Origin of the sequence: Peribacillus sp. NPDC101480, assembly GCF_050277335.1 — a bacterium.
In the GTDB taxonomy this organism is placed as follows: domain Bacteria; phylum Bacillota; class Bacilli; order Bacillales; family DSM-1321; genus Peribacillus.
This window is the reverse complement of the sequence record NZ_JBNNSB010000003.1, coordinates 177,404-203,299: the sequence shown is the minus strand read 5'-3', so window position 1 is coordinate 203,299 and position 25,896 is coordinate 177,404. Positions and strand designations below refer to the sequence as shown.

General features: G+C 42.9%; 24 protein-coding genes. 1 reads left to right on the top strand and 23 read right to left on the bottom strand.

Translation table 11 applies throughout. The features are described 5' to 3' along the window. Window positions 1-36 precede the first annotated feature (36 nt). From ACQKMF_RS12255 to ACQKMF_RS12190, 14 genes are all read right to left on the bottom strand, one after another. Window positions 37-603, bottom strand: a complete 567-nt coding sequence (locus tag ACQKMF_RS12255; RefSeq protein WP_101223844.1) for a manganese efflux pump MntP family protein — start codon at window positions 601-603, stop codon at window positions 37-39. Window positions 604-678: 75 nt separating this feature from the next. Next, complete coding sequence (locus ACQKMF_RS12250; protein WP_427573413.1) at window positions 679-1,728, bottom strand: L-threonylcarbamoyladenylate synthase; 1,050 nt, start codon at window positions 1,726-1,728, stop codon at window positions 679-681. Between the two features lie 290 nt (window positions 1,729-2,018). Next, complete coding sequence (gene spoIIR, locus ACQKMF_RS12245) at window positions 2,019-2,960, bottom strand: stage II sporulation protein R (RefSeq protein WP_427573410.1); 942 nt, start codon at window positions 2,958-2,960, stop codon at window positions 2,019-2,021. Window positions 2,961-3,110: 150 nt separating this feature from the next. Next, window positions 3,111-3,980, bottom strand: a complete 870-nt coding sequence (prmC, locus tag ACQKMF_RS12240) for a peptide chain release factor N(5)-glutamine methyltransferase (protein ID WP_402943319.1) — start codon at window positions 3,978-3,980, stop codon at window positions 3,111-3,113. Beyond that, complete coding sequence (gene prfA / locus ACQKMF_RS12235) at window positions 3,973-5,043, bottom strand: peptide chain release factor 1 (protein ID WP_402943316.1); 1,071 nt, start codon at window positions 5,041-5,043, stop codon at window positions 3,973-3,975. Before prfA ends, prmC begins: the two co-directional genes overlap by 8 nt. Before the next feature lie 160 nt (window positions 5,044-5,203). Further along, the gene (locus ACQKMF_RS12230) at window positions 5,204-5,659 is read right to left on the bottom strand and encodes a hypothetical protein (protein WP_101223847.1); all 456 of its coding nucleotides are present in this window, start codon (window positions 5,657-5,659) and stop codon (window positions 5,204-5,206) included. Window positions 5,660-5,869: 210 nt separating this feature from the next. Beyond that, window positions 5,870-6,475 (bottom strand): thymidine kinase, encoded by a 606-nt coding sequence (locus tag ACQKMF_RS12225; protein ID WP_101223848.1) that lies wholly within the window; start codon window positions 6,473-6,475, stop codon window positions 5,870-5,872. Between the two features lie 138 nt (window positions 6,476-6,613). After that, window positions 6,614-6,814, bottom strand: a complete 201-nt coding sequence (rpmE, locus tag ACQKMF_RS12220) for a 50S ribosomal protein L31 (RefSeq protein ID WP_034315847.1) — start codon at window positions 6,812-6,814, stop codon at window positions 6,614-6,616. A 149-nt stretch (window positions 6,815-6,963) separates the two neighbouring features. Beyond that, window positions 6,964-8,253 (bottom strand): transcription termination factor Rho, encoded by a 1,290-nt coding sequence (rho, locus tag ACQKMF_RS12215; RefSeq protein ID WP_034315849.1) that lies wholly within the window; start codon window positions 8,251-8,253, stop codon window positions 6,964-6,966. Between the two features lie 318 nt (window positions 8,254-8,571). Continuing rightward, window positions 8,572-9,534 (bottom strand): class II fructose-bisphosphatase, encoded by a 963-nt coding sequence (gene glpX, locus ACQKMF_RS12210; protein WP_101223849.1) that lies wholly within the window; start codon window positions 9,532-9,534, stop codon window positions 8,572-8,574. Between the two features lie 99 nt (window positions 9,535-9,633). Further along, window positions 9,634-10,917, bottom strand: a complete 1,284-nt coding sequence (locus ACQKMF_RS12205; protein ID WP_101223850.1) for a UDP-N-acetylglucosamine 1-carboxyvinyltransferase — start codon at window positions 10,915-10,917, stop codon at window positions 9,634-9,636. A gap of 209 nt (window positions 10,918-11,126) precedes the next feature. Continuing rightward, window positions 11,127-11,777: a fructose-6-phosphate aldolase gene (fsa, locus tag ACQKMF_RS12200; protein WP_063234171.1), complete on the bottom strand. Its 651-nt coding sequence runs from the start codon at window positions 11,775-11,777 to the stop codon at window positions 11,127-11,129. A 172-nt stretch (window positions 11,778-11,949) separates the two neighbouring features. Beyond that, entirely contained in the window at window positions 11,950-12,807 is an 858-nt protein-coding gene (locus tag ACQKMF_RS12195; protein WP_101223851.1) for a class II fructose-bisphosphate aldolase, read from the bottom strand. Between the two features lie 246 nt (window positions 12,808-13,053). Further along, the gene (locus ACQKMF_RS12190; RefSeq protein ID WP_101223852.1) at window positions 13,054-13,425 is read right to left on the bottom strand and encodes a response regulator; all 372 of its coding nucleotides are present in this window, start codon (window positions 13,423-13,425) and stop codon (window positions 13,054-13,056) included. Window positions 13,426-13,725: 300 nt separating this feature from the next. Between ACQKMF_RS12190 and ACQKMF_RS12185 the strand changes: the two genes are divergently transcribed. Then, window positions 13,726-14,253, top strand: a complete 528-nt coding sequence (locus ACQKMF_RS12185) for a DUF2529 domain-containing protein (protein WP_101223853.1) — start codon at window positions 13,726-13,728, stop codon at window positions 14,251-14,253. Window positions 14,254-14,300: 47 nt separating this feature from the next. Here ACQKMF_RS12185 and ACQKMF_RS12180 read toward each other — a convergent pair whose 3' ends face one another. From ACQKMF_RS12180 to ACQKMF_RS12140, 9 genes are all read right to left on the bottom strand, one after another. Continuing rightward, the gene (locus ACQKMF_RS12180) at window positions 14,301-15,908 is read right to left on the bottom strand and encodes a CTP synthase (RefSeq protein ID WP_101223854.1); all 1,608 of its coding nucleotides are present in this window, start codon (window positions 15,906-15,908) and stop codon (window positions 14,301-14,303) included. 402 nt (window positions 15,909-16,310) lie between these two features. Then, the gene (gene rpoE / locus ACQKMF_RS12175) at window positions 16,311-16,901 is read right to left on the bottom strand and encodes a DNA-directed RNA polymerase subunit delta (protein WP_402943309.1); all 591 of its coding nucleotides are present in this window, start codon (window positions 16,899-16,901) and stop codon (window positions 16,311-16,313) included. Window positions 16,902-17,111: 210 nt separating this feature from the next. Then, on the bottom strand, window positions 17,112-17,273 hold the full coding sequence (locus ACQKMF_RS12170) for a hypothetical protein (protein WP_157831069.1): 162 nt from the start codon (window positions 17,271-17,273) through the stop codon (window positions 17,112-17,114). A gap of 138 nt (window positions 17,274-17,411) precedes the next feature. Next, window positions 17,412-20,678, bottom strand: coding sequence for a fused isobutyryl-CoA mutase/GTPase IcmF (gene icmF / locus ACQKMF_RS12165; protein WP_402943305.1), 3,267 nt, complete (start codon window positions 20,676-20,678; stop codon window positions 17,412-17,414). Window positions 20,679-20,689: 11 nt separating this feature from the next. Then, window positions 20,690-21,340, bottom strand: coding sequence for a TetR/AcrR family transcriptional regulator (locus ACQKMF_RS12160; RefSeq protein ID WP_101223857.1), 651 nt, complete (start codon window positions 21,338-21,340; stop codon window positions 20,690-20,692). A 113-nt stretch (window positions 21,341-21,453) separates the two neighbouring features. Continuing rightward, entirely contained in the window at window positions 21,454-22,593 is a 1,140-nt protein-coding gene (locus ACQKMF_RS12155; protein ID WP_101223858.1) for an acyl-CoA dehydrogenase, read from the bottom strand. 27 nt (window positions 22,594-22,620) lie between these two features. Beyond that, complete coding sequence (locus ACQKMF_RS12150; RefSeq protein ID WP_402943301.1) at window positions 22,621-23,757, bottom strand: acyl-CoA dehydrogenase; 1,137 nt, start codon at window positions 23,755-23,757, stop codon at window positions 22,621-22,623. Between the two features lie 35 nt (window positions 23,758-23,792). Continuing rightward, window positions 23,793-24,644 (bottom strand): 3-hydroxybutyryl-CoA dehydrogenase, encoded by an 852-nt coding sequence (locus ACQKMF_RS12145; protein ID WP_427573397.1) that lies wholly within the window; start codon window positions 24,642-24,644, stop codon window positions 23,793-23,795. Between the two features lie 36 nt (window positions 24,645-24,680). Continuing rightward, window positions 24,681-25,871 carry an acetyl-CoA C-acetyltransferase gene (locus ACQKMF_RS12140; protein ID WP_402943295.1) on the bottom strand — a complete coding sequence of 397 codons (1,191 nt, stop codon included), beginning with the start codon at window positions 25,869-25,871 and terminating at the stop codon, window positions 24,681-24,683. Between the last annotated feature and the right edge of the window lie 25 nt (window positions 25,872-25,896).

The window sequence follows — 25,896 nt, the reverse complement described above, 5'->3', positions numbered from 1 at the left end:
AACAGTTGAGGAAGGATAGATATGAAGTCAAGCGGCTCAAAAAGAGAACAATAATTTCAATCCAAACGCACATAGAATGCTTCCGCCAAGAATCTCACTATACACGCCTAGCAAACCCTGAATTTTTCTACCCAGCAAAAGCCCTGCCCACGTTAATAGGGTGGCAGCAAACCCAAAGCAGAGAATGGTTAAAATCGTTTTTGCACCGTAGATCCCCAGGGTCAATCCTACCGAGAAGCTGTCCAGGCTTACCCCTAAAGCAAAAATGAATAGACCTTTCCCGACAGGAGCCAGCATCTTATTTTCCCTGATACCAGCTCCATCCTTTTTACCAGGGATAAACATCTGTATACCAAGAATGATCAACAATAGACCGCCGGCGTATGTAGCGAAGGTCCCGAATTTTTCTGAAATGAAACGGCCTGCGCCCATTCCAAGCAAGGGCATCCAAATATGAAAAAAGCCAACTGTCAGCCCTATAAAAAGAATTTGCCTCAACCTTAGCTTAAACATTCCCATTCCAAGGCCGACTGAAAAGGCATCCATTCCCAACGCGAATGCCATTAGCAATAAGGTGATGATTTCTCCAGCAAATGTATTCATTCCAATCCTCCCTCGGACGTGCCTACTACATGTTATGCATGTCCGAAAAGAAATAGAAGAATAAATCAGTCCTTATTACAGATGTTCCTTGATGATTTGATGACCTGCAGCCTTCTCAAGCCGGTTCATGACCGCTGCTCCTATTCCATGGTCAGGAAACATTTCACTAAAAATGACATCGACCTCCAGCTCATCAAACTGTCTTAAAGCATCATATAAGCCTGTCGCAACAGTATGTAAATCAGCTAATGAACCTGGGACGACCACATAATCGGCCTCATAATCCTGTTGATGTTCATAAGCAGTTATGATGCCCACCTTTAACCCGTCACTTCTTTTCTCATCCACAAGCTTCTGAAGGAAAGCTTGATTACCCTTGACTAAATATAAAGGGGCCTTCGGAGCATAGTGGGTATATTTCATGCCCGGGGCTTTTGGCGCCGTTTCCTGATTCTTCAAAGCGACATCTTGCCGGACTTCCCCTATCACAGCTTCCAGCTGTTCCAGGGTCACTCCGCCGGGCCTTAATATAACAGGGATTTCAACAGTGCAATCAAGTACTGTGGATTCTACGCCCACACCGGTAGTCCCGCCATCGACTATGCCTGCAATCCGGCCCATTAAGTCAGCTTCAACATGTTTAGCTGAAGTGGGACTCGGTTTCCCAGAAGTATTTGCACTTGGAGCCGCAATGGGCAAATCACTCGCACGAATAAGGCCGAGGGCAACCTGGTGATCCGGCATCCTGACAGCCACCGTTTCCAATCCAGCTGTCACAAGATTTGATAGCTGGCCCGGTTTTCGTTTCATGATCAAAGTCAAAGGACCCGGCCAAAATTCTGCCATTAGCTTCCTGGCCTGTTCCGGAATCTCTTCTACAATACCTGACAGCTGTTCTTCAGAGGCTATATGAACGATTAAAGGATTATCACTCGGACGCCCCTTTGCTTCGAACACTTTTTTGACCGCATCGTCATTTTTGGCATTTGCACCTAGTCCATAAACAGTCTCTGTAGGAAAAGCAACCACTTGGTTAGCCTTTAATAATTCAGCTGATTGTGCAATCTGGGGATAACTTTGTAAATTATCCACATTTTTATCCACTGACCAAATTTTCGTTTTCATTTTGAACATCATCGCCTTTTAACATTTCTTATTTTATATAATCGCTTTAATATGAACGATATTTTCAATTTAACGTACTAATTTCACTTAAAAGATACTTTGAAAGTATAAAAGAAGTATACACATAATTCAAGTGTTATCCACAAATTGGGGATAACCATATCGAATCCGTGGATAAGTTTGTGGATATTAAAGATTAATGACAGATTTTTTTGATTTTTTGTTAATAACCCTGTGGATATGTTTTTATAATTATCTGAAAGTAAAAAAAAAGGGCCGCTGCCCCCTTTTTAAAATAGATCATTGAAGATTTCCGCAAACAAGGATTTCACTTCCACCTCAGGCTCCTTTTCCCCTTCATATAATTGCTGAGCTTGTTCATTGGATGCCGCAAGTTCAACCTTGTTATCTTCAACATTCCCATCATTGACTTCCTTCGCCACTTGTTCCTTATCTTTTACTGCCATCACTTCTTCTTTTACCTCTTGCTCAGCAACCTCGTCTTTTACCGTTTCTTCCGTTTCTTCCGTTTCTTCCTCTTTTACATTCTCCTCCATTACCTCTTCTTCAACTTCTTCCTCGGGCCCTTTTTCTTTTTCAGCCAACACTACTTCAGTTTCTCCCTCTGCAACAGGTTCACTCTCTTCATTCGTTGCTGCATACGCCTTCCCATCCGAAGTCAGGGATCCTTCATCTTCTTCCTCGACAATCGGACTTTGACTTACAGCCGTCCCATTTGAAAAATCCAAGAAACATAATGGCGGAAATAGAACACACCACCAATTAGCGCCTTCCCCTTCACCAAGTGTGATAATCACCGCTTCATAATCCCCTGCCGGATATAAATACTGCCCGTAGAGTTTTGTCGGAAATTCCGCTTGTCCAAAATCGACTTTTACTGACTGCTCCAAACCCTGTTCCTTTATAACTGCCTCAGCTGTCGCCTGGATATCCGGTAGATGCGAGGTGATCACATCCCTCGCTTCATCCAAAGAAGTAAGCTCCTCGACCCACTTTGTGATATCTTCATTTACCTCATCCCTAATAAGACGTTTAACCGCTTGATCCTTTTCTGCATCACTATTAGCAAGTATCCGCAGACGAATCGCCTCATCCGGGATCACCTTCGTATCTTCTGCACCGACCATCTCCGCTTTAGGCATATATATACTTACGATCGTTCCTATAGTTAAGATTAATAGATAGATAATGGCTAAATGTTTTGTTTTCATCGCCTTCGCCCCCTCACATGAATTAGTCTCACCATTTTCAAGCTATCTTAAACTAGTAAAAATAAAAAAAGTTGATAGCTGGAAATATAGATTCCAAAGGATAATGAGGGTGGTGCCCATAAAAAAATCCGTCTCACGGAAGGAGACGGATCACTTTAATGCAGCAAAGACCATTCGATCTTTTTCATTTATGTCATTTACAATGGATACTTCTGCGGCAGGAAAGGTTCGCTTCAATAAATCGGCAACCGCCTTACCCTGTCCAGTGCCCACTTCAAAACCGATCAGTCCAGGCACCTTCATGATCAAAGGTAACTGCTCCATAAAGCGGCGGTAAAAATCCAGCCCATCGATACCGGCAAATAATGCACGATGCGGTTCATGTCCTGTCACGACTACTGACATGGATTTATGATCATCATCTGGTATATATGGCGGATTCGATAAAAGGATGTCCACCTTCTGGTTCATGTTCACGAAAGGCAAAAGCAAATCACCTTGCATGAACTGCACTTCGGCACCAAGTGATTCTGCATTTTTCCTCGCCACCTCAAGTGACGTTTCCGCTATGTCCGTGGCCGTCACCAACAGGTTTGATTTTTCAAGTTTCATCGTTATGGCGATTGCGCCGCTGCCGGTCCCAATATCAGCTAAATGAAGCTTCTGTCCCTCCATAAAAATGGCTGGGAGTTTACGTAATGTATAATAAATCAATTCTTCTGTTTCAGGTCTCGGTATGAGCACTTCTTCATTAACAAAGAAGGTCCGTCCATAAAATTCTTCACTGCCGATTATATATTGGATTGGCATCCCCTCAGCATGCAGCTCAATAGCGGCCTTAAATTGCCCAAAATCCGCTTCACTAAGCTCATCATGAAGGTTGGCCAGCATTTGGGAACGGGTTTGGTTTAAAAAGTGCTGTAACAGGATTTCCCCAGCATTGGCATCACGATCATTTTCCTTTAAAAAAGAAGAAGCCCATTTAAGGGCTTCAAACACTTTCACGGCAGAATTACTCATCTGCATTTTCCAACCTTGAAGATTGGTCTTCCATGATTAATGCATCAACCACTTCATCCAGCTTACCTTCCATGATTTGATCCAGCTTTTGAATCGTTAAACCAATACGGTGATCGGTAACGCGGTTTTGCGGGAAGTTATAAGTGCGAATCCTTTCAGATCGATCGCCCGTTCCAACAGCAAGCTTCCTATTTTGATCATACTCCGCCTGTACTTCGCGTTGGATTTTATCGTACACCCTGGCACGCAAAACCTTCATTGCTTTTTCTTTGTTCTTGATTTGCGATTTCTCATCTTGACAGGATACAACCGTATTCGTCGGAATATGAGTCAAGCGCACCGCTGACATTGTCGTATTGACACTTTGCCCTCCAGGACCGCTCGATGCAAAGGTATCGACACGAATATCCTTATCATGAATTTCAACTTCCACTTCCTCAGCTTCGGGTAAAACAGCAACCGTGGCTGTAGATGTATGAATCCGTCCGCCTGATTCAGTTTCAGGTACTCGCTGAACGCGATGTGCCCCATTTTCGAACTTCAATTTTGAATAAGCGCCATTGCCATTAATCATGAATATGATTTCCTTATAGCCGCCAAGCCCTGTAGGACTTGCTTCAATGACTTCAGTCCGCCAACCCTGCACCTCGGCAAAACGACTATACATGCGGTATAGACTACCAGCAAATAAGGCTGCCTCATCTCCGCCTGCCGCTCCGCGGATCTCCATGATTACGTTTTTATCATCGTTAGGGTCCTTCGGAATAAGCAATATTTTCAGTTTATCCTCAAGGCCTTGTATGGTATCTTCAAGTTCATTGATCTCTTCTTTTACCATTTCACGCATTTCCGCATCAAGCTTCTCCTCAAGCATCGCCTTCGCTTCCTGGAGTTGCTCACGAACCTCTTTATATTCTTTATAAGTCGAAGCAGTCTCTTGTATGCTGGATTGCTCCTTAGAATATTCCCTTAGCTTCTTGGAGTCATTAATGATCTCCGGGTCACTTAATAGTTCATTCAATCTTTCATATCTATCTTCTACTGCTTGCAATCGATCAAACAAATTATTCACCTCATAAATTTCCCAAAACATCTGAAACGAATTGGAAGTAATCCATCTTTTCTAACTATAAATAAGTAGTTCAGTGCCCCAGCTCAGTTCACTTCTAGGTTAATTATAGTATAGGTGAATAATCAACGTCAAAGAGGATTCAAAAATGTCGTTATTTCTTTAATTTTACATCTATATTATATTGAGGCACAGCCCTGTTTATAATGCCTTGTATTCGCTGCATTTCCTTATGTCTCTCTTTTTCCGTCTTGATTTTGCCTTTATCATGGACCGTAACATGTATGGTATTTCCATTAAACCAAACGGAGCCCGCCTCATAATTGGTTTCCGATTCAATGGCCCCGCGGATATCATCAATTTGCTGCCCCATGGATGGTGAATTATTGGATGTATGATGCGGTGTATTGAGGATTTGATCTGATGGCCGTTCCGCTTCATTGTCCCAATCATTATTGGATACACGTTTTAAACCATTGCCAACAAAATCCTTGCCATCCCGGGATTGATCCCCATATTCCGAATCATTATTTATCGCATTGTCATTTTGACCGCATGCCGTTAGTGCAGCAAGTAAAAAGGCTGTCATGATAAGCAGTTTTGATTTCATATTTTTTCCCTCCATTTTGACTGGTTAAGAAGAACATTTCCTCGTTAGCCTGCCCAAAATGGGGCAATATTTATCTTTTATTTCGCTTCCATGTATTGGTCATACCACTTGAATAACTCCAGCAGTTTTTCCACCCTTATTATAATTCCCAACCATTTCTACATAAAAAAAAGCACCCTACGACCACATTGGATCATAGGGCACCATCATTCAAATACGTTCTTTAATCCCAACAGGCTGCTTACCCGGAACTTCGTGATGATGGCGGCAGCGGGGCTCGTATGATTCCGATGCACCCACAAGGATGATCGGCTCATCATAGGAGGCCGGCTCCCCATCTATCAAGCGCTGTGTCCTGCTTGCAGGTGATCCGCACACTTCACACACAGCCTGCAGCTTAGTCACCGATTCTGCCAGCGATAATAGAACAGGCATAGGACCGAATGGTTCACCTCGGAAATCTTGATCGAGTCCAGCCATAATCACTCGATAACCGCTGTCCGCAAGATGCTGGGCAACCCCGATAATTTCATGATCAAAAAATTGCACTTCATCTATTGCAATAATATCCAGGGGCTTGTCCAAATACTTAAAGATATCCGTTGAATGGGCAATCGGTTTTGCCATCACAGAAGAGCCATTGTGTGATACGACAGCCTCTTCCGCATAGCGATTATCAATAGCTGGTTTAAATACAGCTATTTGCTCTTTAGCAAATTGAGCACGGCTGACTCGTTTAATCAATTCCTCGGATTTACCCGAAAACATGCTTCCGCAAATAAGCTCGATCCAGCCTGTTTGTTTCATTACATACATGGAAACAGCTACTCCCTTCCACCTGTCGATCCCTTGGCCATAATTGAAGTCGACCCGGCTTTATATAAATTCTTACTTGTTTATGGAAAAGAAAAAACAGGCAAGAAAAATACTTGCCTGTTTTTTAAAAAGTCCGGCTTATTTAATACCGTATTTTTTGTTGAAACGATCAACACGTCCGCCAGCTTCAGCGAATTTTTGACGACCAGTGTAGAATGGATGGCATTCTGAACAAGTCTCAACTTTGATCTCTTCTTTAACTGAACCAGTTTCAAAAGTGTTTCCGCAAGAGCAAATTACTTTTGAAAGCTTATAATTTGGATGAATTCCAGTTTTCATTCTTTTCAGCTCCTTATGCCCTGAATCATTCGAAACAGAGTTATATACTTCAAGTTGAGGGAAAAACACCCTCACATTTATTGTAAAAACACATGAACTCATTATAACAACTTAAGACTAGTTGTGCAACTGTTTGTTTCTTACAGGGTTTAAGAACGTTTTACGCTCGCCGGCCCCTTTTTCATTTCTGACATCTCTTCATCCAGCTTACTGAAAAATTCTTCATTACCCTTTGTCTGTTTTAGACGGCGAAGGAATTTCTCCGAGAAATCAGGCGAATCCGACATTGTTTTCCTGATGGCCCATAGTTTATCCAGGCGATCTTTCGGAATTAACAATTCTTCTTTACGAGTGCCTGAGCGGCGAATATCGATTGCCGGGAAGATGCGTCTTTCGGCAAGGGCACGATCTAAATGCAGCTCCATATTACCCGTACCTTTAAATTCTTCATAAATGACATCGTCCATTCTTGAACCCGTATCTACCAATGCTGTAGCAAGGATCGTCAGGCTGCCGCCTTCCTCAATATTCCTCGCCGCACCGAAAAAGCGTTTTGGACGGTGGAATGCAGCCGGGTCAATCCCCCCTGATAGTGTACGTCCGCTCGGCGGAATGACAAGGTTGTAAGCTCGGGCAAGTCGAGTGATGCTGTCCATTAAAATGATGACATCACGTTTATGCTCCACAAGGCGCATGGCTCGTTCTAACACTAGCTCAGCCACCTTGATATGGTTTTCCGGCACTTCATCAAACGTTGAACTTACCACGTCCCCAGCAACGGACCGTTCAATGTCAGTCACTTCTTCCGGGCGTTCATCAATCAACAGCACGATCAATTCCGATTCGGGATGGTTTGTGGTTATTGCATTGGCAATTTCCTTGATGAGCATCGTTTTACCGGCTTTTGGCGGTGCGACGATTAGCCCACGCTGTCCAAAACCTACCGGTGCCAGGACATCCATAATCCTGGTTGATAAGTTCTTCGGTGTCGTTTCCAGTTTAATTTGCCTGTTTGGATACAGCGGTGTTAGACCTGGAAAGTGGACACGCTCTTTTGCTGATTCCGGATTATCGCCATTGACTGCTTCAACATGCAGCAATCCATAATAGCGCTCGTTTTCTTTTGGCGGCCTTACCTTACCGGACACTTTATCTCCATTCCGCAAATCGAATCTGCGGATCTGTGAAGCAGAAATATAAATATCCTCCGAGCTTGGAGAATAATTAATTGGACGCAGGAAACCGAAGCCCTCTGAAGGGATGATTTCTAAAACGCCCTCCATGAATAGGAGACCATCCTGCTCAGCTTGTGCTTTCAGGATAGCGAAAATAAGTTCCTTTTTTGAAAGTTTGCTGTAATAGGAAACTTTATATTCACGCGCGTGCTCATAGAGATCCTTTAGTTTCATGTTTTCTAAATTAGAAATAGTTAAATTCATTATGACACCACACTTTTATTAATTAAACGTTTTCACCCATACTGAAAAAGAAATGGTTTGTTAGATGGAAGAAAAACCGCAATCCATGTACCCGACCAGAGTTTTCTTAGAAAGGATGATACATTTTTACATGTAAAGAAGAAAATTAATTGAAGGCTTCTTGAAGTTTGGAGTGAAAGGGCAGATTCTAAATTATTAATAGTAGACCAAGCTTTATTTTACTTTTTTTATTTTAATTATTCAACTTAAATTTTTTAAAAGAGAAAGCGAGCGATGAAACCGCTCGCTTTTTAAAAGTGATTTTTCTAAAAAACGCTATCAGTCAATCAAACCATTCGGTTTAATCTTAAGACTGTGACGACCATCAATGAAACGAACTGTACCAGATTTAGCACGCATTACTACGGATTGTGTTTCGCCGTAATGCCCTTTGAATTGTACGCCGCGTAAAAGTTCTCCATCTGTCACACCTGTTGCTGCAAAAATTGCATCATCTCCGCGAACAAGGTCTTCCATTCTGAGGACTCTTCCTAATTCAAGGCCCATTTTTCCACAGCGCTCCACTTCTTCATCACTTTGAGGAATGAGCTTGCCTTGAATTTCCCCTCCAAGGCATTTCAGGGCAACGGCTGCAATAACTCCTTCTGGAGCTCCGCCAGATCCGAATAAGATGTCAACACCGGTAAGATCGAAGGCAGTATTTATGGCTCCCGCTACATCTCCATCGTTGATCAACTTGATACGTGCCCCTGCCTCACGAAGTTCATGAATGATCTTCGAATGACGATCGCGGTTCAATACTGTTGCAACCACGTCTTGGATATCTTTATTTTTTGCCTTGGCTACCGCTTTCAGGTTGTCCAACACAGAGGCATTGATATCAATCTGACCGACAGCCTCTGGTCCGACAGCTATTTTATCCATATACATATCCGGGGCATGAAGCAAGTTCCCCTTATCGGCTATCGCCAATACAGCCAATGCATTCCAGCCGCCGGATGCAACGATGTTCGTTCCTTCTAATGGATCAACCGCAACATCCACCATTGGCCCAAGACCGGTACCAAGTTTTTCGCCAATATAAAGCATTGGCGCTTCATCCATTTCCCCTTCACCGATTACAACCGTTCCTTGCATGGGAATAGTATTGAAAACATCCCGCATTGCAGTTGTTGCTGCATCATCTGCTTCGTCTTTCTTTCCTCTTCCCATCCAACGAGCTGAATTCAGTGCCGCCGCTTCTGTTACGCGGACAAGCTCCATCGATAAACTTCTTTCCATTTCCGGTTCCCCCTCATGTACACTAGCATGATTTATTTATATATTAGTATAACACATTATATCATATATAGTAACACAATGAGGTAACAAGAAAAGGGATCAGCTTTTAAGCTGCTCCACTTCTTCTTGCGTCATTTCTTCACGCCAAATCGTTGCTCCCAAACCTGAAAGTTTTTCAACAAGATGGCTATATCCGCGATCTATATGTTCAAGCCCGGTCACTTCTGTAATCCCTTCAGCCATTAAACCGGCTATTACAAGAGCCGCTCCGGCACGTAAATCGCTTGCCTTCACTTTTGCCCCATGAAGTTGGACAGGACCATCGACGATGCCCGCTCTGCCCTCGACCTTTATCTTCGCATTCATGCGTCGCAGTTCATCAATATGCTTAAAGCGGGCCCCGTATATCGTATCGGTGACCATGCTAGAACCGGTTGCTTTTGTTAAGAGGGAAGTGAAAGGTTGCTGAAGATCCGTTGGGAATCCAGGGTAAACCAATGTCTTGATATCAACGGATTTATATTGTTCTCCCGGTGAGACAAATATCTGGTCATCACCCGCTTCAATATTAATCCCCATTTCCCTCAACTTGGAAGTCAATGACTCCAAATGCTGGGGAATGACATTATCAATCAGAATTCCTTCTCCGACAGCAGCCGCTAGAATCATGAAAGTGCCGGCTTCAATCCGATCCGGTATGATCGTATGCTTGCACCCGTGCAAACTTTCCACACCATCAATACGAATGATATCCGTCCCTGCACCCTTTATTTTCGCTCCCATATTGGTCAACAATGTGGCAACATCGATGATTTCAGGTTCTTTCGCAGCATTTTCTATCACAGTGCGGCCTTTGGCCAAAACGGCGGCAAGCATGATATTGATCGTTGCCCCTACACTAACGACATCCAAATATATGCGTGCTCCCCTTAGCTCGTCCGCCCTAAGGTAAATGGCTCCTTGTTCATTCGTCACCTGTGCGCCCAGTGCTTCAAACCCCTTAATATGCTGATCTATCGGGCGAGGTCCTAAATGGCAGCCACCAGGCAAGCCGATCACTGCCTTTTTGAATTTACCAAGCATTGCCCCCATTAAATAATAAGAGGCACGTAACTTCTTGACCCTTCCATTGGGAAGAGGCATTGAAATCATCCTGCTGGGGTTGACTGTCATTTCTCCTTCATCAAAGGATACCTCGCCGCCAATCTCCTCCATTAACGCTTTCAGCATCTGTACATCCGAGATATCAGGCAGGCCTTCAATCGTTACGGGAGAGTCCGCTAAAATTGTTGCAGGAATAAGGGCGACCGCACTATTTTTTGCTCCACTGACACGAATGCTTCCCTTTAGAGGATAGCCACCGGCAATTTTAAGTTTTTCCATAATAAACTCCCTTCCACGCTAAGCACTTAGAAGCTACTTCCAAAAAGTAATATTTTACCACAAGAAAATTGCATAATCCGACAACATTTACTATCTAGTTCTTTAGTTTACACAAAAGTAGAAAATTCATGTAAAAAAAAGAGAAAAATTTCTAATTTATGTTAATTTTATTTAAACGGTGCAATCTATAGCGACTTAGCGGCAAGGCATTATGCTTCAGTACGTGAATTCCAATCGTTCAAAAAAGCTTCAATTCCTTTATCCGTTAATGGGTGGTGGAATAATTGTATTAAAACTTTATAAGGGATCGTTGCAATATGCGCCCCTTTAAGAGCCGCTTCAGTAATATGCATCGGATGGCGGATGGAAGCTGCGATGATTTCGGCATTGATATCATGGATCGCAAAAATGTCAGCAATATCCGAAATTAGATCCAAACCATTTTGGCCGATGTCATCCAAGCGACCTAAAAATGGCGATACATAAGTTGCTCCTGCCCTAGCTGCCAATAATGCTTGGTTTGCACTGAAAATAAGGGTGACGTTTGTTTTGACACCTTGTTTTGTAAGTGCTGAAACAGCCTTCAGGCCGTCCGGAGTCATTGGCACTTTAATCGTGATATTCGGTGCAATCGCAACTAGTTCCTTGGCTTCAGCCATCATTCCTTCAAAATCAAGCGCAATGACTTCAGCAGAAACGGATTCCTTAACAAGGCTTGTGATTTCTTTTAGCCGATCATGGAAAGAAACTCCCTTTTCCCTAGCAACAAGGGATGGGTTAGTCGTAACACCTGCTAAAACGCCAAGTTCATGCGCTTGTTTGATTTCTTCCATGTTTGCTGTATCTATAAAGAATTTCATAAAATAGCCTCCGTATGTAATCGATTTTTATTTTCCTATATGCATCTGAATTCTAATTGTTCTAAAAATAGAGCCCGGATTCAGCCCTGCATCTAAAAGAAACCATTAGGGGGGAGCCCCCCAATGGGAATATTGCCTTTATCATCTTACATTTAAAGGGATGGAACCCTTATTATGCTTTGCCGTTTGAACCGAATTCACGTATTTTGCCGATGACAGTTTCTTTAATCGCTTCACGGCCAGGAACGATGTATTTACGAGGATCGTACACTTCAGTATCGTTATTCAGAATTTCACGAACCGCTTTTGTGAATACAATTTGATTTTCCGTATTCACATTGATTTTTGATGTTCCAAGCGAAATCGCTTTTTGGATATCTTTCGTAGGGATGCCTGTACCACCATGAAGAACAAGAGGTTTTTTCGTTAAATCACGCACTTCTTCCATTTCTTTATACCCAAGGTTAGGTTCACCTTTGTATGGTCCGTGAACGGATCCCAAAGCTGGAGCAAAGCAGTCGACATTTGTTTCTTTAACCAACTGTTCACATTCTTGAGGGTCTGCATATACGACTCCATCAGCAATTACATCATCTTCTTGTCCGCCAACCGTGCCCACTTCCGCTTCAACAGAAACATTCCGTGCGTGAGCGAATTCGACAACCTTCTTGGTTGTTTCGATATTTTCTTCGATCGGATGATGTGAAGCATCGATCATTACTGAAGTGAATCCGGCTTCGATAGCTTCCTTACATTTATCATAACTTGAACCATGGTCAAGGTGAATGGCCACAGGAACAGTGATTTTCATGTCTTCCAACAATCCTTGAACCATCATCACAGTCGTTTTAAAACCACCCATATGGCGGGCAGCACCTTCGGAAACACCAAGGATGACTGGAGATTTTTCTTGTTCTGCAGCAGCTAGAATAGCTTGAGTCCATTCAAGGTTGTTGATATTGAATTGACCTACTGCATATTTTTCATCAAGGGCTTTATTCAGCATATCTTTCATAGAAACTAAAGGCATTTGATTTCCTCCTACTAGTGGATGTTATTATTTTAAAGTTAATTCTTTCTAGATATTCCCTAAAACGAAAGTAGCATACGCTTATAAATCAGAATATCTCTCCTCTTTTAGCATATCAATACATCAAAAAAACAGCAACAAATACACTATACCGAGCCTCAAATTTTATTCCAAAAAAACACGGCCCATCTAAAAAAAGATAGCCGCAGCAATTACTCCATCAGTAATATTAAATTTTCAAGACATTTAACTTGATTGAATCGGTAAGTATTCACGAACCGCTTTTCTAATATCATCAATATCAAACGGCTTTGCAAAGTGTGTCATGGCACCTAAATCCTTTGCTTCTTGAATCATATCAAGTTCACCATATGCCGTCATGATTATGACCCGGATGTCCGGATCGACGACTTTCATTCTTTTCAAGATCTCAATGCCATCCATTCCCGGAATCTTCATATCCAGCAATACAAGATCAGGTGAATGATTATTCAGCACATCCAAGGCTTGAATTCCATTAGCGGCTTGAAATGTTTCATACCCTTCTTTATGTAAAACCTCGTTCAATAAAATACGAATCCCGAACTGATCATCAACAATCAATATTTTCCCTGGCATTTTATCACCTCTCCCCTTCCCGATTCATCCATTAAATATACTGGCCTATACGGCCATATTACCCGAAAAAGGGTAGTTACATAGATTGCGTCATATGACTTTTAGGTCCAACGCATTTATTGTTCATATTCGATAATTGTAACAAAATTCCTGCTGTATGGCTAAGAGGAATTTTAATTTTTTTGTTTTTTCGACCGATTTAGTAAATTCGAACCTTCCGGATCAAAATCCCAGAAACCTGTCATTGCAAAGGAAAGTCCTTTATAATGGGTATATTATTTTTTAAAGGAGTCCCTGACCATGTTAAAAATTTTTTCGACACAGATAAGCGGTTTATTTAAGAAAATGATTGAAAATGAAGCCTTTGAAATGGAGGATGCCGGACGCTTGCTGGCTCAGGCTGCGGTTGGGGACGGTGCGGTGTACATTCACGGTTTTGGTGAAATGCAGGGTGTCACTGCCGAGGCTTTGGATGGGGCAGAACCCTTTCCGAAGGTAAAAAGATATGAATCAGGAGAAACTATTTCCAGGGAAGATCGGTTTCTAATATTCAGCCGCCATTCGGATGATGCAGAAGCATTGTTGCTGGCAAAACAACTCAAGGAAAAGGATATCCCATTTGTTGCGGTTTCTACATCCGTCCCTTCTGAAGGGGATTCTCTTTTGGAGTTGGCAGACGTTCATATTGATTTACGTATCCAACGGGGCTTGATTCCTGATGAAACCGGAAATCGATATGGGTATCCTACCCTCATTGCCGCTCTTTTCGCTTATTATGGGATTAAATTCACTCTTGAAGAAATCATAAAAGAGTATGAAGAAGAATGATTATTCATCTAAAAAAAAACAGCCACATTGGGCTGTTTTTTTGTTTATTAAAGTTTTTCGCTGCGCTTTAAAGACATGCCGACAAAATCACGGAATAGTGGCTGCGGACGGTTAGGACGTGACGTGAATTCCGGATGGAATTGAGAAGCCACAAACCAAGGATGATCCTTCAATTCAACGATTTCAACTAGACGGCCATCCGGACTAGTACCAGAGAAGATGAATCCTGCCTCTTCCATTGCTTGACGGTAGTGGTTATTGAATTCATAACGGTGACGGTGACGCTCATAAACAACCTCGTCATTATACGCTTCGTATGCTTTAGTTCCTTCGATAAGCTTACATGGATACAGACCAAGACGCAGTGTACCGCCCAAATCTTCTACATCCTTCTGTTCAGGAAGAAGATCGATGATTGGATCTGGAGTATCTTCATTAATTTCAGCTGAATGAGCTTCTGGCAATCCCAGGACGTTGCGAGCATACTCAATTGACGCCAACTGCATGCCTAAGCAAATTCCGAAGAATGGTTTTTTCGTAGTGCGGGCAAATTCGGTAGCAGCAATTTTCCCTTCGATTCCACGATCTCCAAAACCGCCTGGAACAAGGATTCCATCTGCATCTTGCAGAAGTTCAGCAACATTTTCTTTTGTTACATCTTCGGAATTCACCCAGTCGATTTCTACATCTGCATCAAATGCGTAACCTGCATGCTTAAGTGCTTCCACTACAGAAAGATAAGCATCTTGCAATTCAACATATTTTCCGACTAAAGCGATTTTTGTTTTCTTTGATAAAGAAGTAACCTTTTTGACTAGTTCCTTCCAATCTTCCATATCCGCTTCGCCGCAGTCCAATTGCAAGTGATCACAAACGATTTGGTCCATATTTTGTGCTTGAAGCGCAAGTGGGATGGAGTAAAGAGTATCCGCATCAAGACATTCGATAACGGAATTTTTATCGATATCGCAGAATAAAGCGATTTTATCCTTCATATCTTGTGAAATTGGACTTTCTGTACGTGCAACGATGATATTCGGCTGAATGCCTAGACTGCGTAATTCTTTTACACTATGCTGTGTCGGTTTTGTTTTCATTTCACCAGCAGCTTTGATGTAAGGAACCAGTGTACAGTGGATATACATAACATTATTGATGCCGATATCACTCTTGATTTGGCGAATCGCCTCAAGGAATGGAAGAGACTCGATATCCCCTACAGTACCGCCGATTTCAGTAATGACTATATCGGCATTCGTTTCATTTCCTGAACGGAAAACCCGTTCTTTAATTTCATTCGTGATGTGCGGAATGACTTGAACTGTTCCACCTAGATAATCGCCACGGCGTTCTTTTCTCAGGACCGTTGAATAAATTCTGCCCGTAGTCACATTGCTGTGTTTGCCAAGGTTGATATCAATGAAACGCTCATAGTGCCCCAAATCCAAATCCGTTTCAGCACCATCATCCGTTACAAACACTTCACCGTGTTGGTATGGACTCATCGTACCTGGATCCAAGTTAATATAAGGGTCAAACTTCTGGATCGTAACATTCAATCCCCTATTTTTTAATAATCTACCTAAAGAAGCGGCCGTTATCCCTTTTCCCAAGGAAGAAACTACTCCACCTGTCACAAAAATATATTTTGTCATTTTATATCCTCCTATAGAATGTTTTCTTCCAATTCTGTTCTTAATCGGAACTGAATCAAATCTTCCGCCACATGAGCGGTTAAAAGCTAAAAAATCGTAAACCAGTACAAACCATTAATCACTTAAAGGTCTTTAGTGAGAGTCATGCAGGATACATGAACAAGAATAAATTTCCTTAAATGACAGTAAACAAAAATATGTTCTCTATAGTTTTTACAATTCTACGAGAAATCATTTTTAAAAATAAAAAAATGATGTCATTTATTCATTCCATCATTAAAAACAAAAACGCTCCGCTTACAATAAAAGTAAGGGAGCGATATAATTTAATCATTGTGTCCTTTTTTAAGGAGCCCAAAAATGATTCTACAAATTTCGCCTCAAAAAGTCAAGGGCGATTATTTATTTCTCAGCCTCTTCATCCAAGTCATCCAAGTCATCTTCATCTTCGTCTTCGTCCTCATCATCTTCCAGGACAAATGCATCATCTTCGATTATTTCTTCTTCCAGATCATCGTCATCATCCACGTCATCATCCAAAAGCACTTCGTCGATGACTGGAGAACCTAGAATATCATCATCGTCATCATCTTCATCCTCGTCCAGATCATCGATATCTTCTTCAAAGTCAAGATCTTCGTCTTCAAGTTCATCGAAATCGTCGATAACTGCAGCAGCCTTTTTGGCTTTCTTTTTCTTTTTAGGTTTTACAACATGTACGACTTCTTCCTCGATTTGGTCAACCGGGTACCATGTTTTCAATCCCCAGCGGTTGTCCCCAAGTGAAGTGAAGCGGCCATCCACATTTAAATCCGTATAGAATTGTGCAATTTTCTTTTCCACTTCCGCTTTAGATAAATGGTGCAGCGAAGCTAATTCACTTATTAAGTCTTTAAATGGAATCGGTTCATTTCTTTCCACTAACAAATCATATGCCATCTCTATTAAGGACATTTCCAATAACTGCTCTTTTGAGTATTGTTTTAAACTCAAATTCCGCACTTCCCTTCTCTATTCAAACACTGAATTCCGTGTTTTTTCACATAAAAAAATAATCTAAAACAGTAGTTCGATAAAATAACGACAATTCCTGCTAGACATATACTCCATTATAAACAATCTAAATGGGTTTATGCTAGTTCTATCTGATACTTTCACAGATTTACCTTATTGTCTATCATTCAGGAAACCAAAAGCTAAAAATCATTCACTTTCCTTTTTCGATTTCTGTCGATAGGCTGCCGTAAAAAAGACAATAGTCAGGATAAAAAAAGAGATGGCACCCAATTGATGCTCATACAGCTCAAATAAAATAATGATGGCAAGAATGTACCCTATGATCGATCCAATCATTTTCAGGTTCATTTTCTCAACTCCAATAGGGCTGATTCTTCATTTTTGCCCCTTTTCCAAATAATTATAAGGTAAAATCTTCATTTTGTTAAAAAATGCGGAAATTATTTTAAAAAGGGGCCCCTAAACGTTCGGAGCCCCCTTCTCAGTTTACATATTCCTTCGATATTGACCGCCTACATCATATAGCGCCCTCGTTATCTGACCAAGACTGGCCACTCTGACGCAGTTCATGAGTTCAGCAAAGATATTTTCCCCATTCATGGCTGCCAATTTCAGTTTAGTTAGCGCCTCATCCGTGAACTCCTTATTTCTTTCTTGGAATGCCCGGAGATTTATGATTTGCCCTTCCTTTTCTTCCTTTGTTGCACGGGCAATTTCCATGCTGTTCACCGCTTCTTCGGAAGGAGGATTTGGATTCAAATACGTGTTGACACCAATGATCGGCAATTCTCCCGTATGCTTTTTCATTTCGTAATGCATCGATTCATCCTGGATTTTCCCGCGCTGATACTGCGTCTCCATTGCACCCAGCACACCGCCCCGATCATTGATGCGATCGAACTCTTGCAGTACGGCCTCTTCAACGAGATCCGTCAATTCCTCTACGATGAAGGCTCCTTGCATCGGGTTTTCATTTTTTGAGAGCCCATGCTCCTTTGTAATGATCATTTGTATGGCCATTGCCCGGCGCACGGATTCTTCAGTAGGCGTCGTGATGGCTTCATCGTACGCATTAGTATGCAAGGAATTACAGTTGTCCTGCAGCGCCATTAAAGCCTGAAGTGTCGTTCTGATATCATTGAAATCAATTTCTTGCGCATGAAGTGAGCGCCCTGAAGTCTGTATATGGTATTTGAGCTTCTGGCTGCGGTCGTTCGCACCATATTTATCCCGCATGACCGTAGCCCAAATCCTTCTTGCCACTCTCCCGATAACCGTATATTCCGGGTCGAGCCCATTTGAGAAGAAGAACGACAAATTCGGGGCAAAGTCATCAATATTCATTCCGCGACTTAAATAATATTCGATGTAAGTAAAGCCATTCGCTAATGTAAAAGCAAGCTGTGAAATGGGATTGGCACCCGCTTCTGCAATGTGATAGCCGGAAATGGATACAGAGTAGTAGTTCCTGACTTTTCGATCGATGAAATATGCTTGAATGTCCCCCATTAGCCTTAAAGCAAATTCCGTAGAGAAGATGCAAGTATTCTGGCCTTGGTCCTCTTTCAGAATATCCGCTTGAACAGTTCCGCGTACCGTTTGAAGGGTATAAGCCTGCACTTCTTCAGCTTCTGCGTCCGTAAGGGGACGGCCTAACTCTTCTTCTTTCCGTTGAATCTGCTGATCGACTGCCGTATTCATGTACATGGCCAAAATGATTGGTGCCGGTCCATTGATGGTCATCGATACAGAGGTTGAGGGGTGGCAAAGGTCAAAGCCTGCATACAGCTTTTTCATGTCATCCAACGTACAGATGCTGACTCCGCTTTCCCCTACCTTTCCATAGATATCAGGCCGGTGATCGGGATCCTCGCCATATAAAGTTACCGAATCGAAAGCCGTACTTAGCCGTTTTGCATTATCATCCTTTGACAAATAATGAAAACGCCTGTTGGTTCGGTCGGGTGATCCTTCACCGGCAAATTGCCGCTTCGGGTCCTCTCCTTCACGCTTGAATGGAAAGACTCCCGCTGTGTAAGGAAAGAAGCCCGGAACGTTCTCTCGGAATACCCATCCTAAGATCTCTCCATAATCCACATATTTAGGCAGTGACACTCTCGGAATCATTAAACCTGATAAACTTTTAGTTTTCAGCTTTGTGACGATTTCCTTATCCCTGACTTTCGTTACAAACTGCTCTCCTGCATACTTTTCTTTTAATTCCATCCATCCAGAAAGTATTTTTTTAGATTCAGGTGATAAATTCGAAGCGGTTTCCTTTTTCAGTTTTTCTAAAGAAGCCACCATATCTTCGTTGTTATCATTTTCCTTAATTGCATCAATTGCTCCTTCAAGCTGGAAAAGCCTGCGGGCAATACGTACTTGTTCAGCCGCACGCTTATGATAAGATCTGACCGTATCACTGATTTCACGTAAATAATACCGACGGTCAGTAGGGATGATGACATTTTGCTTGTAAACATCCGCTTCCTTCGAAAAGGCGGTACTCCAAACCGTCCCTGATTTTTCATTAAGCTTTTCAATCAGTGCAGCGAATAATGCATTGGTGCCTGGATCATTGAATTGAGAAGCGATGGTACCGTATACCGGCATTTCAGATGGATCTTGATCAAAAAGTGTACGGCTTCTTTGGTATTGCTTTTGAACTTGGTTTTTTGCATCCTCTGAGCCTTTGCGCTCGTATTTGTTAATGACTATCAAGTCTGCATAATCAATCATATCGATTTTTTCAAGTTGCGAAGGTGCTCCGAATTCACTCGTCATTACATACATGGATACATCGCATATCTCAGCAATTTCTGCATCTCCCTGACCAATTCCGCTCGTTTCAACGATGATTAAATCGAAGCCAGCTGCCTTCACGACTGAAATGGCATCTTTTATCGCCAAAGACAACTCACTTTTTGAATGACGCGTGGCCAGGCTCCGCATATAAACACGCTCTGAAAAAATCGAGTTCATTCTAATCCTGTCACCAAGCAGGGCACCGCCCGTTTTCTGTTTGGTCGGGTCTACAGATAAAATGGCGACTCTCTCGTCTGGTATTTCGTTAATGAACCTTCGTATCAATTCATCAGTCAATGAACTTTTTCCAGCACCGCCAGTTCCCGTAATCCCTAGAACAGGAACCTTCTTTTCGGAAGTCTTGATCTGCTCAAAAAGACTCTCAACCGCTGCCGCTGATTCCTGTGAAGCATCGAGTCTGTTTTCGGCAAAGGTAATGAATTGGGCAATGGCATTTGTTCCCCCAGCAACCAATTCATCAAAACGTTCCTGTAAAGATGGTTTGACTGTCGAGAAATCACACTCCTCCATCAATACGTTTATCATTCCTTGAAGCCCATATTCCCGCCCTTCATCAGGAGAAAAGATCCGGGCTATCCCATAATCATGGAGTTCTTTAATTTCCCTTGGGATGATGACCCCGCCGCCGCCGGCAAAAATACGAATGTGCCCGGCTCCCTTTTCCTTCAGCAGGTCATACATATATTTAAAATATTCCACATGTCCGCCTTGGTAAGATGACATGGCTATGCCTTGAACATCTTCCTGGATGGCCGCATTCACGATCTCTTCCACCGAACGATTATGACCTAGATGAATGACTTCTGCACCGCTGGACTGAAGGATTCTCCTCATAATATTGATAGATGCATCATGTCCATCAAATAAACTCGAAGCAGTAACGAATCTAATATGGTTCTTCGGTTTATACACCTCAACTGTACCCATTGAGCTCCTCCTTATTGAAACGAATTTAACTCAGTATTTTTCTGAAGCGATATATTTTGAATCAATAATTGCGTCTGCAGTTCAACATATTCTTGAAGCGTATACTCTTTGTGTAAAGCCCATCTTCTAAAACTCCACATTTGTCCCTGAACGAAAATATTATGAGAAACAAGGCTTATTTGTTTTGCCGTCAACGATAGCTCCCCATTCTCAACACATTTCGTAATCACCTTTTCAAACATGCCGACCATCCGAAGTTCTTTATTCAATACATAAGGTAAAGCATCTTTCGTCAGTGCCTTCACCTCTTGATACATGACCAGCACTTCGTCCTGCATATCATCCATCACTTTATAAAAATAGGCGATCGTAAGCTTCAAGCTTTCAAGTGTCCCATCGCTCTGATCTATTTCTTTCTGAAGCTTTTCCTGTACTTCATCGTAGATAAAGTCGCAAACGAGATATAATATATCTTCCTTTGTTCGGATATACTCGTATAACGTGCCGATACTAAAGCCGGCCGCTTTGGCAATTTCCCTGGTAGTCGTACGATGAAATCCCTTTTCCTTAAAAAGGGTCACCGCCCCTTTAATCATTTGTGTACGCCTTTTTTCAACCAGGCGTTCATCCTTTACAGATGCAAGAACCTCTCTTTTTTCCATTTTTCAAACTCCTTTTAAAAAGCCCATCATTTAATTGCCAAAGACATTCTAAAGAAATTGAAAAGGGAATTCCGGTAAAGGCAATGCCTCATCGGAAAACCACAATTTCAATCCTATTTAGTAATCATCCGTGAGATGACCAGCTTTTGAATTTCCTGTGTACCTTCATAGATTTGGGTGATTTTCGCATCACGCATATACCGTTCTACAGGATAATCCTTTGTATATCCATAACCTCCAAAGACCTGCACGGCTTCTGTCGTCACTTTCATGGCTGTATCTCCAGCAAAAAGTTTGGACATGGCCGACTCTTTTCCATAAGGAAGGCCCACTGATTCCAACCAGGCAGCCTGATAGGTTAATAGCCTTGATGCTTCAACACCCGTTGCCATATCCGCCAATTTAAAACCGATTCCTTGCTGTGCAGAAATCGGCTTGCCGAATTGGACGCGCTCTTTTGCATAATCAACTGCGGCATCCAATGCACCTTGGGCTATGCCCACTGCCTGGGCTGCAATCCCATTACGGCCGCCATCTAGCGTCATCATCGCTATTTTAAAGCCCTCTCCTTCTTTTCCAAGGAGATTTTCTTTAGGCACTCGGCATTCATCAAAAATGATTTCCGTGGTCGGTGATGAACGGATTCCAAGCTTCTTCTCTTTTTTGCCGACACTAAAACCCGGGAAGTCCTTTTCAACGATAAAGGCACTCGTTCCTTTTTGTTTGGATTCTGGATCCGTCAATGCAAAGACGACATATGTATCCGCAATCCCGCCGTTCGTAATGAAGATTTTTGAACCGCTGATAATATATTCATCACCTACAAGCTTAGCAGTCGTTCTCATACCGCCTGCATCAGAGCCTGAGCTAGGCTCGGTCAGCCCATATGCACCGATTTTTTCACCCTGTGCCATTGGACGAAGGTATTTTTGTTTTTGCTCTTCAGATCCAAACTTATATATTGGCCATCCTGCAAGGGAAGTATGGGCTGATAAAGTCACCCCAGTGGAAGCGCAAACGCGGGAAAGTTCCTCAATCGCTATGCAATACGCTAAATAATCACTTCCAATACCGCCGTATTCCTCAGGCCAAGGAATCCCAGTCAATCCAAGTTCGGCCATTTTATCGAAGATTTCACGGTCGAATCGTTCTTCTTCATCCCTCTCGGCAGCTGTCGGAGCCACTTCATTCTGGGCAAAATCGCGCACCATTTTCCTGATCATTTCATGTTCTTCCGTTAGTTTAAATTGCATGTCTATGCCTCCTAAGCATTTCGTGAATTAGAGATTCTTACTGATGACCATCCTCTGTATTTCGCTGGTACCCTCATAAATTTCAGTTACTTTTGCATCCCTGAAATAGCGTTCGACAGGATATTCCGTCGTGTATCCATAGCCTCCGAACACCTGGACTGCTTCTATCGCCACATCAACAGCCGTCCTCGAAGCGAATAGCTTAGCCATTGCCGCCTCTTTACCGCACTTCAATCCCTGTGAGCGTAAATACGCCGCTCGATAGACAAGTAACCTTGAAGCTTCTATACTCGTTGCCATTTCAGCAAGCTTGAAACCAATCCCCTGTTGTGCTGCAATAGGTTTGCCGAATTGAACTCTGTCTTTTGCATATTTGACAGCATGTTCCATGGCGCCTTCTGCAATTCCCAGCGCTTGAGCAGCAATGCCTATCCTTCCAGCATCCAAGTTGGCCATTGCGATCTTAAAGCCTTCTCCTTCTTTTCCAAGGAGATTGGCTGCAGGCACTTTCATATCCTCGAACGTCACCTGTACGGTGCTCGAGCCATGAAGGCCCATTTTACGTTCATCTTTACCGATGATTAAGCCTGGCGTCCCTTTTTCTACAATAAAAGCAGAGATTCCCTTGCTTCCCTTCTGAGGGTCGGTTGAAGCAAAAACAATGAATACATCCGCTTCCCCGCCATTGGTGATAAAAACCTTGGACCCATTTATTCGATATCTTCCGTCTTCCTTTACTGCCACTGCCTTCGATTTCAAACTCGCAGCATCGGAACCTGAGCTTTGCTCAGTCAAGCAAAAGGCGCCTAAATATATACCAGCGGCTAACTTAGGCACATACTTCCGCTTCTGCTCTTCCGTTCCAAAATAAACGATTGGATTTGTTCCAACAGAAGTATGAACGGAAAGTATGACACCGAGAGTTGGACTAACTTTGGAAATCTCATTAATGGCGATTATATAAGACATGAAGTCCATACCCGCGCCACCGTATTCTTCTGAAATCGGGATTCCCATCAAACCAAGCTTACCCATTTTTTGCAGAATCTTTTTTGGAAACACGCCTGTTTCCATTGCCTCGATATGAGGGGTAATCTCATTCTCCGCAAAAGCGCTTACCATTTTCCGCATCATTCCCTGTTCTTCTGTAAACTTGAAATCCATCCTTCATCCCTCCCTAGCTGCACATCTTTCTAAGATTAGTTATATTCGTAAAAGCCCCGTCCTGATTTCTTGCCTAGCCATCCAGCCTTTACATATTTCCTTAACAGCGGACACGGTCGGTATTTATCGTCTCCGAGACCTTGGTGAAGCGTTTCCATTATATACAGGCATGTGTCCAGTCCAATGAAGTCAGCTAGCGTAAGCGGGCCCATCGGATGGTTCATTCCCAGCTTCATCACGTCGTCAATCGCCTCTTTAGTGGCGACGCCTTCATAAAGGGTATAGATGGCCTCATTGATCATCGGCATCAAAATCCGGTTCGCTACAAAACCTGGAAAATCATTAACTTCCACCGGTACCTTGTTCAAGGATTCAGCCATCTCTTCAACTTCTTTATAAACCTCATCCGCTGTAGCCAGGCCACGGATGATCTCAACCAGCTTCATGACTGGAACGGGGTTCATAAAGTGCATGCCAATTACCTTTTCCGGCCTTTTCGTGGCAGCGGCTATCTCGGTAATCGGAAGCGAAGAAGTATTGGATGCAAGAATGACGTGTTGTAGCGTGATTTCATCCAAATTGGCGAATATTTTTGTTTTTATTTCCATGTTTTCCACTGCAGCTTCAATCACTAAATCCACCGCAGCCGCATTATTTAAATCCGTCGATGAAGTCAGCCGGGAAAGGATTGCACCTTTTTCTTCAGCTTCCATTTTTCCTTTTTCAACCTGCCGGGAAAGGTTCTTGGTAATTGTCCCTAACCCCTTTTCTACATATTCATCTTTTAAATCATGTAAAAGAACTTCATAACCGCTCATTGCACAGACCTGGGCAATGCCAGATCCCATCTGTCCAGCACCAATGACCATCACTTTTTGAATGCCCATGAAAAATCCCTCCTCATGTATCTATCTATGAAACTATTATCCTTGCTTAGGCACTTCAATTAAAATGGCATCTCCCTGACCGCCGCCACTGCAGATCGCTGCGATGCCCAATCCCCCTCCGCGGCGTTTCAGTTCATGCATCAGCGTAATGATGATGCGGGCACCACTCGCCCCGATCGGGTGACCTAATGCTACAGCCCCTCCGTTTACATTCACTTTTCCCGGCTCGATGTTGGCAATTTTCCCACTGGCCAGCGCAACCGCAGCAAATGCTTCGTTCACTTCAAACAAATCAATTTCCTCTATCGATTTACCTGTCTTCTTCAGGAGTTCATTTATGACCAAACCTGGCGTTTTAGGGAAGTCCTTTGCTTCCACTGCCACTTCTGCATGAGCTAAAATATAGGCAAAAGGCGTTTTCCCTTCCTTTTCCGCACGTTCCTCACTCATCAATACGAGTGCACCTGCCCCATCATTGACACCTGGTGCATTACCTGCCGTAATGGTCCCCTCATTACTGAAAGCTGGACCTAATTTAGCTAACTTCCCGGCAGAGGTATCTTTTCTTGGGGCTTCATCATGTTCAACGGTAATTGGCTCGCCTTTCCGCACAGGCACCTGTACGGAAATGATTTCTTCTGCAAGGATACCGCCATCGATTGCTTTTATCGCTTTTTGATGACTTTCGTAAGCCCAGCTATCCTGTTCCTCACGGGTGATTTCAAGGTCCTCGGCAGTACTGTTTCCGTAAGTCCCCATATGCACGCCCGTAAAGCTGCAGCTAAGTCCATCCGAAATCATCGTATCCTTAAGCTCTCCATCACCCATCCTTAGGCCCCACCTTGCTTTCGGAAGGATATAAGGAGCATTGCTCATCGATTCCATTCCGCCTGCAACAATGATTTCTTCTTCACCTAAACGAATGATCTGATCAGCCAATGTCACACTGCGAAGTCCTGATGCGCATACTTTATTAATGGTTTCCGTTTTCACTTCCCATGGCAATCCAGCATGGCGGGCTGCCTGGCGGGACGGTATTTGGCCTTGGCCAGCCTGAAGCACATTCCCCATGATGACCTCATCTACTTGGCTGCCTTCAATCCCTGCCCGAACAAGTGCCTCTTTGATTGCTATTCCACCAAGTTGTGATGCCGTCAAACTGCTAAGGCCACCGCCAAATTTACCAAAAGGTGTTCTCACACCGCTAATAATCACTGTTTTCGCCATCATTATTTCCCCCTATAAGTAACAT